Origin of the sequence: Planomonospora parontospora, from assembly GCA_014647935.1 — a bacterium.
Taxonomy (GTDB): domain Bacteria; phylum Actinomycetota; class Actinomycetes; order Streptosporangiales; family Streptosporangiaceae; genus Planomonospora; species Planomonospora parontospora.
In genome coordinates, this window is record BMQD01000016.1 from 138,618 (window position 1) to 153,501 (window position 14,884).

At 72.0% G+C, this 14,884-nt stretch carries 15 protein-coding genes; 6 read left to right on the forward strand and 9 right to left on the reverse strand.

Going from position 1 to position 14,884, the window contains the following annotated elements:
- Positions 1-120: 120 nt before the first annotated feature.
- From IEZ07_RS24210 to IEZ07_RS24220, 3 genes are all read right to left on the reverse strand, one after another.
- The gene (locus IEZ07_RS24210; protein WP_191896832.1) at positions 121-621 is read right to left on the reverse strand and encodes a carboxymuconolactone decarboxylase family protein; all 501 of its coding nucleotides are present in this window, start codon (positions 619-621) and stop codon (positions 121-123) included.
- A complete protein-coding gene (locus IEZ07_RS24215; protein WP_191896833.1) occupies positions 618-1,697 on the reverse strand; it encodes an NAD(P)H-dependent amine dehydrogenase family protein in 1,080 nt (359 codons plus the stop codon). The genes IEZ07_RS24210 and IEZ07_RS24215 overlap by 4 nt, the downstream gene beginning before the upstream one ends.
- Positions 1,698-1,761: 64 nt before the next feature.
- Positions 1,762-2,421 carry a class I SAM-dependent methyltransferase gene (locus IEZ07_RS24220; RefSeq protein WP_191896834.1) on the reverse strand — a complete coding sequence of 220 codons (660 nt, stop codon included), beginning with the start codon at positions 2,419-2,421 and terminating at the stop codon, positions 1,762-1,764.
- Between the two features lie 180 nt (positions 2,422-2,601).
- On the opposite strand from IEZ07_RS24220, the gene IEZ07_RS24225 reads away from it, so the two are divergent.
- The 4 genes from IEZ07_RS24225 (at position 2,602) to IEZ07_RS24240 (ending at position 6,281) form a co-directional block, all read left to right on the forward strand.
- A complete protein-coding gene (locus tag IEZ07_RS24225; protein ID WP_191896835.1) occupies positions 2,602-3,672 on the forward strand; it encodes a sigma-70 family RNA polymerase sigma factor in 1,071 nt (356 codons plus the stop codon).
- Between the two features lie 175 nt (positions 3,673-3,847).
- Positions 3,848-5,287 carry an MFS transporter gene (locus tag IEZ07_RS24230; protein WP_301549344.1) on the forward strand — a complete coding sequence of 480 codons (1,440 nt, stop codon included), beginning with the start codon at positions 3,848-3,850 and terminating at the stop codon, positions 5,285-5,287.
- Positions 5,288-5,357: 70 nt separating this feature from the next.
- Positions 5,358-5,702 (forward strand): VOC family protein, encoded by a 345-nt coding sequence (locus IEZ07_RS24235; protein WP_239320367.1) that lies wholly within the window; start codon positions 5,358-5,360, stop codon positions 5,700-5,702.
- 246 nt (positions 5,703-5,948) lie between these two features.
- Complete coding sequence (locus tag IEZ07_RS24240) at positions 5,949-6,281, forward strand: DUF5713 family protein (protein ID WP_307729036.1); 333 nt, start codon at positions 5,949-5,951, stop codon at positions 6,279-6,281.
- 69 nt (positions 6,282-6,350) lie between these two features.
- Here IEZ07_RS24240 and IEZ07_RS24245 read toward each other — a convergent pair whose 3' ends face one another.
- The 5 genes from IEZ07_RS24245 to IEZ07_RS24265 all read right to left on the reverse strand — a co-directional run bounded on the left by IEZ07_RS24245 (position 6,351) and on the right by IEZ07_RS24265 (position 11,219).
- The gene (locus IEZ07_RS24245) at positions 6,351-6,860 is read right to left on the reverse strand and encodes a hypothetical protein (RefSeq protein ID WP_191896838.1); all 510 of its coding nucleotides are present in this window, start codon (positions 6,858-6,860) and stop codon (positions 6,351-6,353) included.
- A gap of 281 nt (positions 6,861-7,141) precedes the next feature.
- Positions 7,142-9,367 (reverse strand): glycosyl hydrolase family 18 protein, encoded by a 2,226-nt coding sequence (locus IEZ07_RS24250; RefSeq protein ID WP_191896839.1) that lies wholly within the window; start codon positions 9,365-9,367, stop codon positions 7,142-7,144.
- Positions 9,368-9,526: 159 nt separating this feature from the next.
- The gene (locus tag IEZ07_RS24255; RefSeq protein WP_191896840.1) at positions 9,527-10,420 is read right to left on the reverse strand and encodes a helix-turn-helix domain-containing protein; all 894 of its coding nucleotides are present in this window, start codon (positions 10,418-10,420) and stop codon (positions 9,527-9,529) included.
- Positions 10,421-10,578: 158 nt separating this feature from the next.
- Positions 10,579-10,749, reverse strand: a complete 171-nt coding sequence (locus IEZ07_RS24260; RefSeq protein WP_191896841.1) for a hypothetical protein — start codon at positions 10,747-10,749, stop codon at positions 10,579-10,581.
- Positions 10,746-11,219: a hypothetical protein gene (locus IEZ07_RS24265; protein WP_191896842.1), complete on the reverse strand. Its 474-nt coding sequence runs from the start codon at positions 11,217-11,219 to the stop codon at positions 10,746-10,748. The genes IEZ07_RS24260 and IEZ07_RS24265 overlap by 4 nt, the downstream gene beginning before the upstream one ends.
- Before the next feature lie 44 nt (positions 11,220-11,263).
- Here IEZ07_RS24265 and IEZ07_RS24270 point away from each other — a divergent pair, with 44 nt between their 5' ends.
- On the forward strand, positions 11,264-12,268 hold the full coding sequence (locus IEZ07_RS24270) for a helix-turn-helix transcriptional regulator (RefSeq protein WP_191896843.1): 1,005 nt from the start codon (positions 11,264-11,266) through the stop codon (positions 12,266-12,268).
- On the opposite strand, the gene IEZ07_RS24275 is transcribed toward IEZ07_RS24270, so the two are convergent.
- Positions 12,255-13,580, reverse strand: coding sequence for a pectate lyase (locus IEZ07_RS24275; RefSeq protein ID WP_204054521.1), 1,326 nt, complete (start codon positions 13,578-13,580; stop codon positions 12,255-12,257). The genes IEZ07_RS24270 and IEZ07_RS24275 overlap by 14 nt on opposite strands.
- Positions 13,581-14,009: 429 nt before the next feature.
- Between IEZ07_RS24275 and IEZ07_RS24280 the strand changes: the two genes are divergently transcribed.
- Positions 14,010-14,876 (forward strand): ATP-grasp domain-containing protein, encoded by an 867-nt coding sequence (locus IEZ07_RS24280; protein ID WP_191896845.1) that lies wholly within the window; start codon positions 14,010-14,012, stop codon positions 14,874-14,876.
- Positions 14,877-14,884 lie beyond the last annotated feature (8 nt).

The window sequence follows — 14,884 nt, forward strand, 5'->3', positions numbered from 1 at the left end:
TATACGTGAGCGCCGGGTCAGGGCGTGTGTCGCTCGGGTGTCGGTCGTTCGGGGCCTAGCCGGGGGCGGGGCGGGGGCGGGGGTGCCGGGGGTGTCCGCCGCTCGGGGGATCCGGGGCGTCTACCGCCGGGGAGACGGTGCGGAGCCGCCGGGCAGCACGCACGCGGTGTCCAGGCCCAGCACATGGTTGAGCCGGCCGAACGCCAGCCAGGCGCCGATGCTCATGCTCAGTTCCACGATCTCGGTCTGGCTGTAGTGCGCGGTCATCCGGGTCCAGAACGCGTCGTCGAGGCCGTGGTGGTCCAGGGCGTACCGTTCGGCGTACTCGGCGGCCAGCCGGGTGCGGTCGTCGAAGGCGCCGGTGGTGCGCCAGGCGGCCACCGCGTCGGCGAACCCTTCCTCGACCTTGCGCCCGTCCCGCTCCGTCCGCCAGTCGAGGCAGAAGGCGCACCCGTTGATCTGCGCGATCCGCAGCCGCGCGGCCTCGAACTCGCGGAGCCCCAGGGTCGTATGGGCGTACACCGACAGCGAGAAGTGCGAGGCGGCGGCTCCGATACCGGGGACCATCTCGCCCCACACGTACGCGATCGGGTCCTTGCCCTCGGGGACGTCGATGTTCACGGCCGTTTCCTTCCGAGCCTGCCGGTCGCGGGACGCAGCGGGACGTCGAGCGCGTCGTAGAGCCCGGGTTCCGCCTCCAGGAGCCAGTCGACCGCGCCCACCAGCCGGCCGACCGCGGTGGCGTTCCCGCCCGCGGACCGGTTCCCGCCCTCGTCGACGGCCTCGACCGTGACCTCGATGCGGGGGCGGCCCTCGATGATCACCCGGTGCGCCCCGGCCCCGTCGGGCGGCGTCGGCCAGTCCGGCGCGCAGGACGGGTGGATGCGGGTGACGTGCTCGACGACGATGAGGGGCTCGCCCCCGACGACGCCCTGCACCTCGAACCGGACCGCGCCCTGGGTGCCGGCCTCGAACGCGCCCATCGACGCGGTGCGCACCGTGGCGTCGAGCGGGCGCCGCTCCACGGTCTCGCGGATCTCGTCGAGCTCGACGCCGAGTCCCCGGGCCATCAGCCGTACCTGCCCGCCCCAGACCATGGCCGGGACCGTCGGCGCGATCATCGGCGGCTCGTAGTCCATCGGCTGGCCCATGCCGACGAGGTACCGGACCGAGTCCGGCTGGTCGTAGGTGGAGTAGTCGAAGATCTCCTGGCAGCGGACCGCGTCCACGACGGTGCCGAGCCCGCTGATCAGCAGGGGCAGCACGTCGTTGCCCCAGCCGGGGTCGACGCCGGAGACGAACAGCGAGCCGCCGCCGTCCGCGATGGCGGACAGCACCGGTTCCCGCAGCTCCGGCGGGGCGTTGCGCTGGTCGTAGAGCGCGTACACCGAGGGGGTGACGACCACGGCCCCGGCCCGGATCGCCCGGGTGATGTCGGCGAGCGCCCCGTCGGGGCGGATGTCGCCGGACGCCGCGTACACCACGGCCCGGGGGCTGGTCGCGAGCACCGCGCCGACGTCGTCGGTCGCCGCGATCCCGAGGTCGTGGCCGAGTCCGCCGAGCTCGCCCGCGTCCCGGCCGACCTTGCCGGGGTCGTGGACGATCACGGCCGTGAGCTCCAGCGCGGGATGGGCCTCGACGGCGCGGATGGCCGCGCGGCCGACGTTGCCGGTTCCCCAGACGATCGTGGACGTCATGGACGGAGCGTAGCAAGCGCTTGGTTCGATGTGTACGGCGCCACGGGGATTCCGGCCGGTCGCTTCAGGACTCTGGCGAACAGGTGAGGGTGGCGGGGCGGGCGCTTCCCCGGACGAAGAAGGACATCGGCGTGCGCACCCGGGGGAACACGAAGCGCTCCAGGTCGGTGATGGTGAATCCGGCCTGCTCGATCAGCCCGGCGGCGTCGCGCCCGGTGTGGCAGCCGCCGGCCAGGCGGGGCCAGACGGTGGCGTCCAGCAGCCGCTGCACCCGGGCCATCCCGGCCGAGCCGGCGCGCACGTGCTCCAGGAAGCGCAGCCGCCCGCCGCCGGCCAGTACCCGGCGCATCTCGGCCAGTCCCGCGTGCGGGTCGGGCAGCGAGCACAGCACCAGCGCCGCCACCGCCGCGTCGAAGGCCCCGTCGGCGGCGGGCAGGTGTTCGGCGAGGCCGTCGGTCACCTCGACCGGAACCGGCGCCACCGCGGCGGCGGCACGGGCCAGGCGGCGCAGCCGCGGTTCCGGCTCGACCGCGAGCACCCCGGTGACGGCCGGAGGATAGTGGGCGAAGTTCAGCCCGTTCCCGGCCCCCACCTCTATGACCCGTCCGGACAGGCCCGCCAGCAGCGCCCGGCGGTGTGCGGCCAGTCCTCTGTCCTCCACGACCCGGCTGAGCCGGGCGTAGCAGCGGGCGAAGAGCGGATGGTGCACTTCTGCGGTGGTCATGCCGTCCTCATTCCCGCTCACCGCCGGTTCACCGGACGCGGTCCCCGGCCGGGACGCCCCGGCGCGCCGCGAGCGCCTCCTGGGAGCCGGTCGCGGCGCCACCGACGCGCACCGACCACTTTCCGGCCCCGGTGGTGTCCTATCCGTCCGAGAAGGAACCGCAGAAGAGAAGGAGGCGACATGCCAGGAACCCCGCCGGCCGGGAAGACCGGTGCCTCGGCCCATGACCGGCGCCCGGCCGGGGATCTGCTGGCGCTGGCGCGCGGAGGAGACGGTGAGGCGTTCCGCGAGCTCGTCGAGCCGTACCGGCGTGAGCTCCAGGTGCACTGCTACCGCATCCTCGGCTCGGTGCAGGACGCCGAGGATCTGCTGCAGGAGACGCTGCTGGCGGCGTGGCGCGGGATCGGCGGCTACGAGGAACGCGCGTCGGTGAGGACGTGGCTCTACCGGATCGCGACCAACCGCTGTCTCAACGCCCTGCGGACCGGCACCCGCCGTCCGCACGAACACGCGGCCCGCCGACCGGAGATCCCGTTGCCCGAGCCGTCGCACCACCGGGCGGAACCGAGCTGGCTGGAGCCGTACCCCGATGTGCTGCTCGACGGGATCGCCGATCGCGTGCCCGGGCCGGAAGCGCGATACGAGATCAGGGAGTCGGTGTCACTGGCGTTCCTGGCGGCGCTGCAGCGGTTGCCGCCGAAGCAGAGAGCCGTACTGGTGCTACGGGACGTGCTGGGATTCCGGGCCGCCGAGGTGGCCGACATTCTCCGTACGACCGAGAACGCGGTGACCGGTGCCCTGAAACGGGCACGACGCGGACTGGACGACGAACTACCGGGTCCTGGACCGGAGAGCGCCCCGCTGCCGGAATCACCGCGGGAGCGCCGCATCGTGGCTGACTTCGTCCGCGCATTCGAGGCCGGAGACGTCGACGCCATCGTGGCCCTGCTGACGGACGACGCGTGGCTGACCATGCCGCCGCTGCCGCTGGAATACCGGGGCCCGGACGCCATCCGGAACTTCCTGGCCACGGTCGCGTTGCGCGACGGCCTGCGATACACGCTGATCGCGACGCGGGCGAACGGCCAACCGGCGTTCGGCTGCTACCTGCGCGATCCGCGGACGCCGATCCTGCACGCGCACGGAGTGCTCGTGCTGACCCTCACCCGCGACCGGATCACCGCGCTGACGCGGTTCCACGACAACTCGTTACTGGAGATCTTCGGACTCCCGCGATCGCTGCGCGCATGATCGGCCGTGCGGAGACCGGAGGTCCGGCGCGCGTATCCGGCGGCGTGCCCGCGGAGCACGCCCAGAAAGCCGTGCCTGGAAAGACACGCGTGGAAACAGACGGCGGACCCGCAGGATTCCGGCGAACGGCGTCCGGCCGCGTGGCCGGAGAAGACCCGAGCAGAAAGAAGAAGCGGTGAGAGGTGACAGCGGACGGATGACGTCCGAGCAGGCATGGGTGCTGGGTATCGCCTCACTGGCGTCGTTCATGATGGCCCTGGACAGCCTGGTCGTGACGACGGCTCTCGGCACGATCCGGCAGGATCTGACGGCGTCACTCGAATCACTCGAATGGACCGTCAACGCGTACAACCTGACGTTCGCGGTGCTGCTGCCGACCGGAGCGGCACTGGGCGACCGGTTCGGCCGCCGCAGGATGTTCGTCGCCGGAATGGCGGTGTTCACCGTCGCGTCGGCGGCCTGCGCGCTGTCCCCGAACATCACCGCTCTGGTCGCGGCCCGGGCGTTGCAGGGCGCCGGTGCCGCGCTGGTACTGCCGCTGTCGCTCACCCTGATCAGTGCGATGTTCCCCCCGCGGCAGCGGGGCCGGGCGATGGGGCTGTACCTGGGCATCACCGGTCTGGCGACGTTCAGCGGCCCGTTCGTCGGCGGTGTCGTCTCCGAAGGCCTGGCCTGGCAGTGGATCTTCTGGCTGAACCTGCCGGTCGGGGTGGTCGCGGCCCTGCTCGCGGCTCGGCGCATCGGCGAGAGTCTCGGCCCGAACGGCCGGCTCGACCTGGTAGGGGCCGCGCTCGTGACCCTGGGTGCTTTCGGCGTCGTCTGGGCACTGGTCCGCGGGAACGCGGCGGGCTGGGGCAGCGCGGAGGTACTGGGCGCGCTGCTGCTCGGTGTCGTGCTGGTGATCGTCTTCGTGCTCTGGGAACGACGTGCGAAGACTCCGATGCTGCCGATGCGGTTCTTCAGGTCGAGGGCGTTCGCCACGGCCAACCCGGCGAACTTCTGCGTGTTCGCCTCGCTGTACGGCACGATGTTCTTCCTCGCGCAGTATTTCCAGACCGTGCACGGTGAAGGACCGCTCGGTGCCGGCCTGCGGCTGATGCCGTGGACCGGGACGCTGATGGTGTGCGCGCCGCTCGCCGGCCGGCTGGCCGACAAGGCCGGCGAGCGGGCGTTCGTGGCCGGAGGACTGCTGCTGCAGACGCTGGGCATGGGCTGGATCGCCGTGGTCGCCGACACCGGCACGGGCTACCTCGAAATCCTGCCCGCGCTGGTGGTCGGCGGTGCCGGACTGACCATGGCCATGCCCGCGGCGCAGAAGGCGGTGGTCGGCGCGGTGCGGCCCGAGGAGATCGGCCAGGCGTCCGGCGTGTTCATGACGCTGCGGATGTTCGGCGGGGTGTTCGGCACCTCCGTCACGGTCGCCGTCTTCGCGGGTGCCGGAGGCTACGCGTCGGCCGAGGAGTTCAGCGACGGGTTCTCGGCGGGAATGGGCACCGTCGCCGCCCTCGCGTTCATCGGCATGCTCGTCGCGCTGGGCATGCCGGGCAGACGGCCGGCGACCGCACCGCCGCAGGCGGTGAGCGCCGTGCCCGGGGTGGACGCGCCCAGCCGCTGACCCGGTCTGTCGTACCCTGGCATCTGTCAAGATCTCGACTTCGGGAGTCGCCGTGATCACGCATATCGGTGTGGCCGTGCTCTACGTCAGTGATCAGCAGGAGTCCGTGGACTTCTACGTCGGAAAGCTCGGTTTCAAGAAGACCGCCGACGCGGAGATGCCGGAAGGAACGCGCTGGATCGAGGTGACCCCGCCGAACGGCCAGACAGCGATGGCCATCCACGACGCCGCGGCATCGGGGAAGCAGCCCGGAGAGGGGGCGTACCTCACCTTCACGTGCGACGACATCCGGGCGACGGTCGGTGAACTCCGGAACGCGGGGGTCACGGTCACCGATCCGATCGAAGCACCGTGGGGCACGTATGCGCATGTGGAAGGCCCGGACGGCCATCGGATCCAGATCCACCAGAAGTAGCCGACGGTCCAGCACCGCCGTGCTGCTGCGGGACCGCCACGACACTGGCCGATTTCGTGGCACCGGCCGACACCGCCGTGCACGACCAGGCCGCCGCGGGCAACGCGGCGTTCGCCTCCCGCATCGCGAGGGGGACGGCGTCCTCCACCGCCGACCCCGGCTCGCGGCCTGGCGGGTGCTGTCGGTGGCGCAGTGCAGTATTGCGACATCTGTCCACGCAGCGAAGGGGAGACCACAGTGCCGCCGGTGAATCAGCAGGTGCTCGGCCACGCGTTCCTCAAGGGGATGTACGACGACGCGTACTTCCCCGATCACGTCGTCGACCGGGGAAGAGCGATCCTGCTGGGGCTGTGCGAGCGGATCGAGGCCGAGCAGCCGCTGGACCTGTCGGCCCTGTACGCGCTCACGGAGGTCGCCACGCAGGAGTTCAACGCGCTGGAGGCGGAGTTCGAGGCGGCCGGCAGCGAGATCGAGACCGTCGCGCGAGAGGTGATCGCCGAAGACTTCTGCTTCGTGGCCGCGGCATACGGGTTCGCGGAGGCGGACGTGGAAGAGCTGATCGCCGCTCGCGACTGGTGAAGCCAGGCCGACCGTACCCGCAGCAGGTGCGGCAACGGCTTCGCGCGGTCTGTCCGCCCGATGGAACGATCATGCGTAGTAGGTGTAGAGAGGCTTCCAGGTTCCGGCGTACAGGCAGGTGAGGGACGGCTTGGCCGCCTTGGCCCCGGCGCACACCTTGAGCTCGACGTGGTAGACCTTCTTGTGGGAGAACGCGAACTTCAGCGGCTTGCCGTGGGTGCAGGTGCGGTAGCTGCGCTGCTTGAGGGTCACCCCGCCGGTCGCGTCCGCGGTGGAGACGCGGAAGACGGCCCAGCCGCAGGTAGAGGAGCCGGCGGTCAGGTCGGTGACGCTGCCGGTGACCGTGACGCGGCCGGCGGGCTTGCCGGGATCGTCCTTCGCGGTGGCCGTCAGCGAGCCGGCCGCCCTGGCCCTGCGGCCGGCGGCGTGGTGGGGACCCCACTGGGTGGGGGCGGCGGCCTGCGCGGCGCGCGCGTCCGACGTGCCCGTGGCGGGACCGGCGGTGGCGTGAGCGGCGGCGGGGGCCAGAACCATGGCGCCGGCGATGGAGAATCCGGCCAGGGCGCGAGCGGTGTTCATGGTGAATCCTTTCCGTCTGCGACTGGGCACAGCGTGCGACGGACCGCTTTCACCCGGCTTGAAGGCGGGACTGCAAGCGTTGTAGGCAGGATTGCAAGCGGCTTGCCCTGGGTGGCAGGCCGGCCCGGGACAAGGGCGCCGTCCGGCACGCCGCTGACGGCGACCGCGCCGGACCGGTACGGCGCGGGCGGGGTTCGCGGGGCCGGCGCGTTCGGGGAGAACGGGCCGGCCACCGTCCCCATCGACGGGGACGGTGACCGGCGTGACGGACGATGCCCTGCCTATCCGAGACCGGTCTTCATCGCGTTGATCAGCTCGCCGCCGGCGGTGTCACCGCTCAGCTCCCAGAAGAACGCGCCGCCCAGGCCCTGGTTCTTGGAGTAGCCCATCTTCCCCCCGATGGTGGCCGGGGTGTCGTAGCTCCACCACTGGTTGCCGCAGTGGGCGTAAGCGGTGCCGGCGATCGTGCCGGTGGCCGGGCACCTGGTCTTGAGGACCTTGTAGTCCTCGATGCCCTGCTCGTAGGTGCCGGGGGCGGGACCGGTCGCGGTGCCGCCGGGGGCGGCCTGGGTCACGCCGGTCCAGCCGCGGCCGTAGAAGCCGATGCCCAGCAGGAGCTTGCTCGCCGGGACGCCCTTGCTCTTCAGCTTCTGTACGGCGGTGTCGCTGTCGAAGCCGGTGATCGGGATGCCGTCGTAGGTGGTCAGCGGGGAGTGCGGCGCGGTCGGGCCCTGAGCGGCCCAGGCGCCGAAGAAGTCGTAGGTCATGACGTTGTACCAGTCGACGTACTGGGCGGCGCCGGCGTAGTCGGCCGCGTCGATCTTGCCGCCGGAGGTGCCGTCGGCGGTGATGGCGGCGGTGACCAGGCTGCCGGAGCCGAATTCGGCGCGCAGCGCCGCCATCAGGTTCCTGAGCGCGGCCGGGCCGCTGGTGTCGCAGGTCAGGCCGCAGGCGTTGGGGTACTCCCAGTCGATGTCGATGCCGTCGAACACGTCGGCCCAGCGCGGGTCCTCGACCAGGTCGTGGCAGGACTTGGCGAACGCGGCCGGGTTGGCCGCGGCCTGGCCGAACCCGCCGGACCAGGTCCAGCCGCCGAAGGAGTACAGGATCTTGATGTTCGGGTGGGCCTTCTTCAGCTTGCGGAGCTGGTTGAAGTTGCCGCGCAGCGGCTGGTCCCAGGTGTCGGCGACGCCGTCGACGCTCTGGCCGGCGGTGTAGGCCTTCTCGTAGTCGGCGAAGCCGTCGCCGATGGTGCACCGGCCGCCCTGGACGTTGCCGAAGGCGTAGTTGATGTGGGTCAGTTTGGATGCCGAGCCGCTGGTCACGATGTTCTTCACATGGTAGTTGCGGCCGTAGACGCCCCAGTTCGTGAAGTAGCCCAGCAGCTTGTTCCCGCCGGTGCCGCGCTCCGCGGTGGTGACCTTGATCTCGTTGCTGGCGGCGGAGCGGTTGCCGGCGGCGTCGCGGGCCTTGACCGTGTAGGCGTACTCGGTCTTCGGGGTCAGGCCGGTGTCGGTGTGGCCGGTGCCGGTGACGGTGGCCACGAGGGTGCCGCCGCGGTAGACCTCGTAACCGGTGACCTTGACGTTGTCAGTGGAGGCGTTCCAGGCCAGTGCGACGGTGTCGGCGGTGACGGTGCCGGCTCGCAGGTTGCCCGGGACGCTCGGCTTCTCGGTGTCGCCGCCGTCGTCCGCGGTGGTGACCTTGATCTCGTTGCTGGCGGCGGAGCGCTGGCCGGCGGTGTCGCGGGCCTTGACCGTGTAGGCGTACTCGGTCCTGGGGGTCAGGCCGGTGTCGGTGTGGCCGGTGCCGGTGACGGTGGCCACGAGGGTGCCGCCGCGGTAGACCTCGTAACCGGTGACGCCGGCATCGTCGGTGGAGGCCTCCCACGCCAGGGAGACGCTGGTCGCGGAGGCCGCGGTGGAGCGCAGGTCACCGGGGGCGGTCGGCGGGGTGTCGCCGCCGGACCCGGCGGTCACCGAGATCGCCGAGACGGTCGCGTAGTTGGCTCCGCCGTTCATGTTGAACTGCACGTCGAGGGCGCCGTCGGTGACCGTCACCGGGAAGGACTTGTCGCAGGCGGTCAGCCGGCCGCAGGCGGCGAAGATGTCGAAGGCGGTCAGCACGCCGGCGCCCTCGGCGCGGACGTCGAACCTGCGCTGGCCGGCGCCGTTGGCCCAGTCCTCCACCATCTTCAGCGTCACCTGGTAGGTGCCGTCGGGCACGTCGAAGCGGTAGCCGCTCCAGCCGTTGAAGGTGTTGTAGCTCTGGTAGAGGGAGTCGTCGGTGGTGCCGGCGATCGGGCTGCCGGTCGTGTTGGTCCCGTAGCTCGTCTGGTAGCCCCAGTCGCCGCCGGTGTAGGCCTTGTCGGCGGACCATTGCACGCCCGAGCCGTCGGTGACGGCCGCGCCGCCCGAGTTGACCCGGATCGGCACGGCGGCGGCGCCGTACGCGCCGGGGGCCATGGTGACGGCGGCGCCGAAGGGGAGCGCCATGGCCGCGATCATGGCTAAGAGTTTCAAAGTGAGTCTGTTGCGCACGGCTTCACCTCTCCTGCCTGCATGGGGGGAATGAATTAATAAGAAGCTTTCCTATTAATTCGAGGTGAACGTATCCCCGTGACCATGACCGGTCAAGGTGCGAAATTTCGGGTCAGGTGAGGATTTTCAGCGGGACGGCCAGCGCCAGGAGATGCCCACCGCCCCCGAGGACAGGTCGACGGCCGTCAGGTGCACGGTGCCGTGCGCGTTCGGCACCAGCGCTCCGGCGTGGCACGGCTCGCCGCCCGGGAGGCGGCGGGTGTAGGAGTGGCACTGCTCGGGCGGCGCCAGCGGATCGAACCGCACCTCGACCAGGAGCTGCCCCACCGGCCGGTGCACGCCGTACTCGTGACCGGTGCAGGGGGCGGGCGGGCGATCGCGGACCTCCCACGCGAAGGCCCAGCTCTCCCCGCGGCGGAGCACCTGGTCGAACAGGAGTTCCGCGGCCGGTGCCGGTCCCTGCCGCCGGACCTCGCCCAGGCGGCAGTTCTCCAGCGCGAGGATCTCGCACGTCCGGGGGTCCGCGCCCGGAGCGGCGGGGGAGCGGTCCACGTAGCGGTCCACCCCGCGCCGGCGGGCCCTGATCAGGGTGCGCGTCCACACCGAGGTGCGACGCCCCGCGGCGTCGATGGTCACCGTCTGGTGTCGGCTGAGGACGGTCAGGTCCTGCTCGCGCGGCCCGGGGAGCGGACCGGGCGGCTCACCGGGCGTCCCGGGCCGCCGGTCCGGTTCGGGGCCGGGCCGCAGCAGTTCGGCCAGCGCCCGTTCGGGGACGCCGAGCACGTGCTCCAGGGCCGCGATCACCTCCAGGGACCGCTCGCCGCCGGGACGCCGGTGCCCCCGCTGCCAGTCGCTCAACGTGGACAGCGCGACGGTCAGCCCGCGCTGGGCGAGACGGGCCCGGATCCGGTCGAGCGAGAGCCCGCTCTCCCGGATGCAGGCCCGCAGGGCGAGGTGGAACGGGCCGGAGCGGAGCAGGGCGTCCCGGTCACCGACGGGCTCGGGGGTTCGGCGCGGCATGGGGCGCTCCTGGGATCGCGGCTGTCGCGCGGCGCCCGGACCACCGCGATCCCGCCCCTCGCCCGGGAACGCGCGCCGGCCGCGCTCTGTGCGGGAGTGAGCGTAGATCGTCGCACCGCCCGCGATCCAGTGCCGGCCGCGATCCAGCGCCGGCCGCATCAGGTCCGGCGGGTGCCCTGCCGGAACCGGCCGGGCACCCGGCCCACCGCGGCTCCCCGACCGCCCCTGTCCGGGCCGGCGAAGCCGTGCGCGACGCTCCGGCCGGGGAACTCCTCCCAGTCGTCGCTCCCGACGCCGCGCTTCAGCAGCCTGCGGTTGAAGTCGTTCACCGTCCCACCGGGCCTTCCGGGCGCGTGTCGGCGAGGTAGCCGCCGAGGTCCGGGGCGTCTCCGGCGAACATGTGCCGGACCCATGCGGCCCGCTCGTACTCCAGGGCGGGCAGTTCCCACACGCACCCGGCCCAGCGCCGTGTCTCGGGCACGAAGTTCGAGGGGTCCTCGTCGGGGCACCCGACGGCGGGCTGGCCGGCCGCGGCGGTGTGCACCTCCACCACGTTGTCCCAGGCCCAGGTGTAGACGAGCAGGTAGGCGCCGGTGTCCCCGCCCCGGTGGAGGACGGTCCAGCCGGCCGGGGAGTCGTCGGCGGGGGCGGGGACGAGCGCCGGCAGATATTCGTAGGCCGCCTTCTCGACCTCCGGCTCGATCGGCCGGTCGGGCGTGTCGACGTGGTAGCGCTTGTAGGGGCGGCCGCCGGCGGAGATCGGGTCCAGCGGCCGCATGTTCTTCTCGATGAACACCATGGCCGGACCGTACGGCCTCTCCCCTGACACGTAATGTCAGTGGTGTGCGCGCCTCCCGCCTTCTCTCCATCCTCCTGCTGCTCCAGTCGCGCGGCCTGCTGACCGCCCGGCAGCTCGCCGACGAACTGGAGGTCAGCGTCCGCACGATCTACCGCGACGTCGAGTCGCTGCACGGCGCGGGGATCCCCCTGTACGGCGAGGCCGGGCACCGGGGCGGCTACCGGCTCCTCGACGGGTTCCGGACCCGCCTGACCGGGCTGACCGCGCAGGAGGCCCAGGCCGTGTTCCTGGCCGGGATGCCCGGACCGGCCGCCGAACTCGGCCTCGGCGCGCTGGCCGCCGCGGCCGAACTCAAGATCGAGGCCGCGCTCCCGCCCGGCCTGCGGGAGGCGGCCCGGCGCATCCGGGAGCACTTCCACCTGGACGCGCCCGGCTGGTACCACGACGGCGACCGGGTACCGCATCTGCCCGAGGTGGCGGGCGCCGTCTGGGACAGGCGGGTCATCCGCGTGCTCTACCGGCGATGGGCCGAGCCGTGCGAGGTCACCAGGGTGCTGGAGCCGTACGGGCTGGTCCTCAAGGCCGGGAGGTGGTACCTCGTGGCCCGGTGCGACGGCGCGCTGCGGACCTACCGGGTCAACCAGGTGCTCGAGCTGGAGGTGACGGACGAGACCTTCGAACGCCCCGAGGACTTCGACCTGGCCGGCCACTGGAGCGCGCACCTGGCGGACTTCCGGTCCCGGCTGTTCCAGGGCCATGCGATGGTCCGGATCTCGCCGGAAGGGCGGGAACGCCTCTCCGACCTGATGAGTTCGGCCGTGGTCGGCGCCGTGGCCGAGACGGCCGGCGAACCCGACGGCCTCGGCTGGGTCACCGCCACCGTGCCCATCGAGTCGCTGACGCACGCGCGGACCGAGTTCCTCAAACTCGGCGCCGAGGTCGAGGTCCTGGAGCCGGTCGGCCTCCGCCACCGGATGGCCGAGACCGCGCACACCCTCGCCGCGCTCTACCCCCGAGCGGATCCCGCGGAAGGGCCTACTTGTAGGTGATGTCGGAGGCGGAGTACAGGCAGCTCACGCCGTCGGGGCCGGTGCCGGTCCTGCCGGGCTCACCGCTGGTGACGCCCTTGTACCGGTCGCAGACCGCGATCTTCCTGCCGGAGTCGCCGACGATGGTGATCGCCGACAGCTTCGCGGTGTCGCCGTAGTTGGGGTTGATCCCGACGAGCGACTTGGCCGGGGCGGTCACCTGCACGTTGGAGACCACCACGTGCCGGGCGTACTGCTTGGAGCAGTTGCCGCAGGAGCGGTAGAGCTTGCCGAAGTTCTCCACCCGCAGGTTCTTCAGCACCATGGTGCCGGGACCGTTGTGCTGGAAGACCTTGTCGGAGCCGGCCCTGGCGCCGCCGCCGTCGATGGTCATCGTCTGGGAGGCGCTGGTGCCCTTGAAGGTGGCGGCGTCCTCGCCGATGTCCTCCCACCAGACGTTCTTGAGCGTGCAGGTGCCTGTGCAGTGGATGCCGTCGGCGCCGGGCGAACCGATGATCACGTTCTGCAGGACGGCGCCGTCGGCGAGCTTGAAGATCGGGTCCTGGCCCTCGTTCTGGCCGTCACCGCCGAGCTTGCCGGAGCCGTAGAAGCGCTTCATGCCGCCGTCGTAGGGACCGCTGACGGGGATGGTGGCGGTGACCGGCTGCTGCCCCTTGGCGGTGGGCCAGCCGGGCAGCGGCGTCGCGGCCGGGGCGGTCGTGGGCGTCGCGGTCGGCTTGGCGGTGGGGACGGCCGTCGGCTCGGCGGTGGGCTTGGCGGTCGCGGTGGGGGCCGGCGCGGGGGCGCCGCCGGCGGGCTTCAGCGTCCAGCGCTTGCCGGCGGAGCCGTCGCAGGAGTTCTGCTGGACGGCGGCGCCGCCGGCGGTGGAGGCGTCCTTGACGTTGAGGCACTTGGCGCTGCCGAGGTTGACGACGCGGTAGGTGCTACCGGAGACCTGGTCGAGCCGCCAGTTGTGGAAAGCGCTTGCCTTGCAGGTCTGCTGAATGGCGGCTTTACCGGCGGAGGTGCTGTCGCCGGTGATGGTGGCGCATTTGCCGCTGTGGGCGGCGGTCAGGCGCCGACCGCCGGTGACGTCGGTCAGGGCCCAGGTCTGGTTGGCGCCGCCGTTGCAGGCGTACTGGACGAGCTGGGCGCCGTCGGCGGTGCTCTTGGCCTTGACGTCGAGGCACAGGCCGCTGGCGGCGTTGACCAGGGCGTAGGACCCGGAGGCCGGGGCCGCCGCCGCCGAGGCGGGGACTCCGGCGAGCGTGCCGCCGGCGAGGGCCGTCAGGGCGAATGCGGCGATGCACGCTCGGCGTGCAGCGGTGGACAAGGTCACTATCCAGCCTTTCGGTGTTGGTCGTGGGATCTCTCCGTCACGTCGGGAATCACCGTCGCGGCTCGGGAGGCTCTCCGGGGCGGCGGCGGGACGCGTGCCCACGCCATTGTGAGCGCTAACAAAACGGAAGGCGCGGGGTGCGCCCGCAGAGATGCGACGAGCGTCCATGGGTGGCCTCTCCGGCTCGGGTGAGCCCGCCGCGAACTGTGGATCGCGGCATCGAGGGCTCGGGCGGATCTCGACGTGAAGGATGTGACAGACCCCGGTGGCGCTGTCCGGAGACTCCGCCTGCGGGGGTGACGGGGGTCGTTTCTATCGCATTGAGCCCTCTTTGTCATATTAATGGCTTTTTATATGATGTGTACTATCTGACACATTTAGTCTGCTATGCGTCCTATACGGAATGCCTTTACCCTGCATGTCATGACCGTGGGATTCCTGCTCTGCTCCGATCCGCTCCGGCCCCGGCGGGCCGACCCGCACTTCGAGCGGGAGGCACGGGCCGTGCGGGAGGCGGACGCTCCGCTGGCGCTGGTGGACCACGACGCGGTGGCGGCGGGCCGGGCCGGGGAGGCCGTGTCGCGGGTGCCCGTCGGGTTCGGACCGGTCTGGTACCGGGGCTGGATGCTGCGGGCCGAGCGGTACGCCGAACTGGAGGAGGCGCTGCTCGCGCGGGGCTGCCGGCTGCTCACCGGCGCCCGCGCCTACCGGTCGGGCCACGAGCTGCCCGGGTGGATCGGCTGCTTCGGGGGGCTGACGCCGGAGACCGTCGTGCTGCCGCTGGAGCCGGGCGGGGCGCCGCCGCCGGGCGAGCTCCTGACCCGGCTGACGGCGGGCCTCGGACCGGGCGGATTCGTGGTGAAGGACTACGTCAAGTCGCGCAAGCACGAGTGGCTGGAGGCGTGCTACGCCCCCGACCCGGCTGCGCTGGAGCGGGTGGCGGCCAGGTTCCTGGAGCTGCAGGGCGACGACCTGGCGGGCGGGCTGGTCGTGCGCCGGTTCGAGGAGTTCCAGGGTCCCCAGGTGCGCGTGTGGTGGCTCGACGGGGAGCCGGTGTTCGTCGGCCCCCATCCGGACGAGCCGGACGGTGCGGCGGCCGGGCCCGGCGACCTGGGTGCGGTGCGGGCGGCGGTCCGGGAGCTGGGGGTCCGGTTCGTCACGACCGACCTGGTACGGCGGGCCGACGGCGCCTGGCGAGTGATCGAGGTGGGTGACGGGCAGGTCAGCGACTGGCCCGCGGGCGCCGATCCGGCCGTGCTGGTCGCGGCGCTGCTCGGGGGAAGGCCCTGAGGGGCGAC

Excerpts from the sequence above, each read along its gene's own strand:
- IEZ07_RS24280 (WP_191896845.1), top strand. The coding sequence starts at position 14,010 with ATGACCGTGGGATTCCTGCTCTGCTCCGATCCGCTCCGGCCCCGGCGG.
- IEZ07_RS24225 (WP_191896835.1), top strand. The coding sequence starts at position 2,602 with ATGCCAGGAACCCCGCCGGCCGGGAAGACCGGTGCCTCGGCCCATGAC.
- IEZ07_RS24220 (WP_191896834.1), bottom strand. The coding sequence starts at position 2,421 with ATGACCACCGCAGAAGTGCACCATCCGCTCTTCGCCCGCTGCTACGCC.
- IEZ07_RS24265 (WP_191896842.1), bottom strand. The coding sequence starts at position 11,219 with ATGGTGTTCATCGAGAAGAACATGCGGCCGCTGGACCCGATCTCCGCC.
- IEZ07_RS24250 (WP_191896839.1), bottom strand. The coding sequence starts at position 9,367 with ATGATCGCGGCCATGGCGCTCCCCTTCGGCGCCGCCGTCACCATGGCC.
- IEZ07_RS24255 (WP_191896840.1), bottom strand. The coding sequence starts at position 10,420 with ATGCCGCGCCGAACCCCCGAGCCCGTCGGTGACCGGGACGCCCTGCTC.
- IEZ07_RS24215 (WP_191896833.1), bottom strand. The coding sequence starts at position 1,697 with ATGACGTCCACGATCGTCTGGGGAACCGGCAACGTCGGCCGCGCGGCC.
- IEZ07_RS24245 (WP_191896838.1), bottom strand. The coding sequence starts at position 6,860 with ATGAACACCGCTCGCGCCCTGGCCGGATTCTCCATCGCCGGCGCCATG.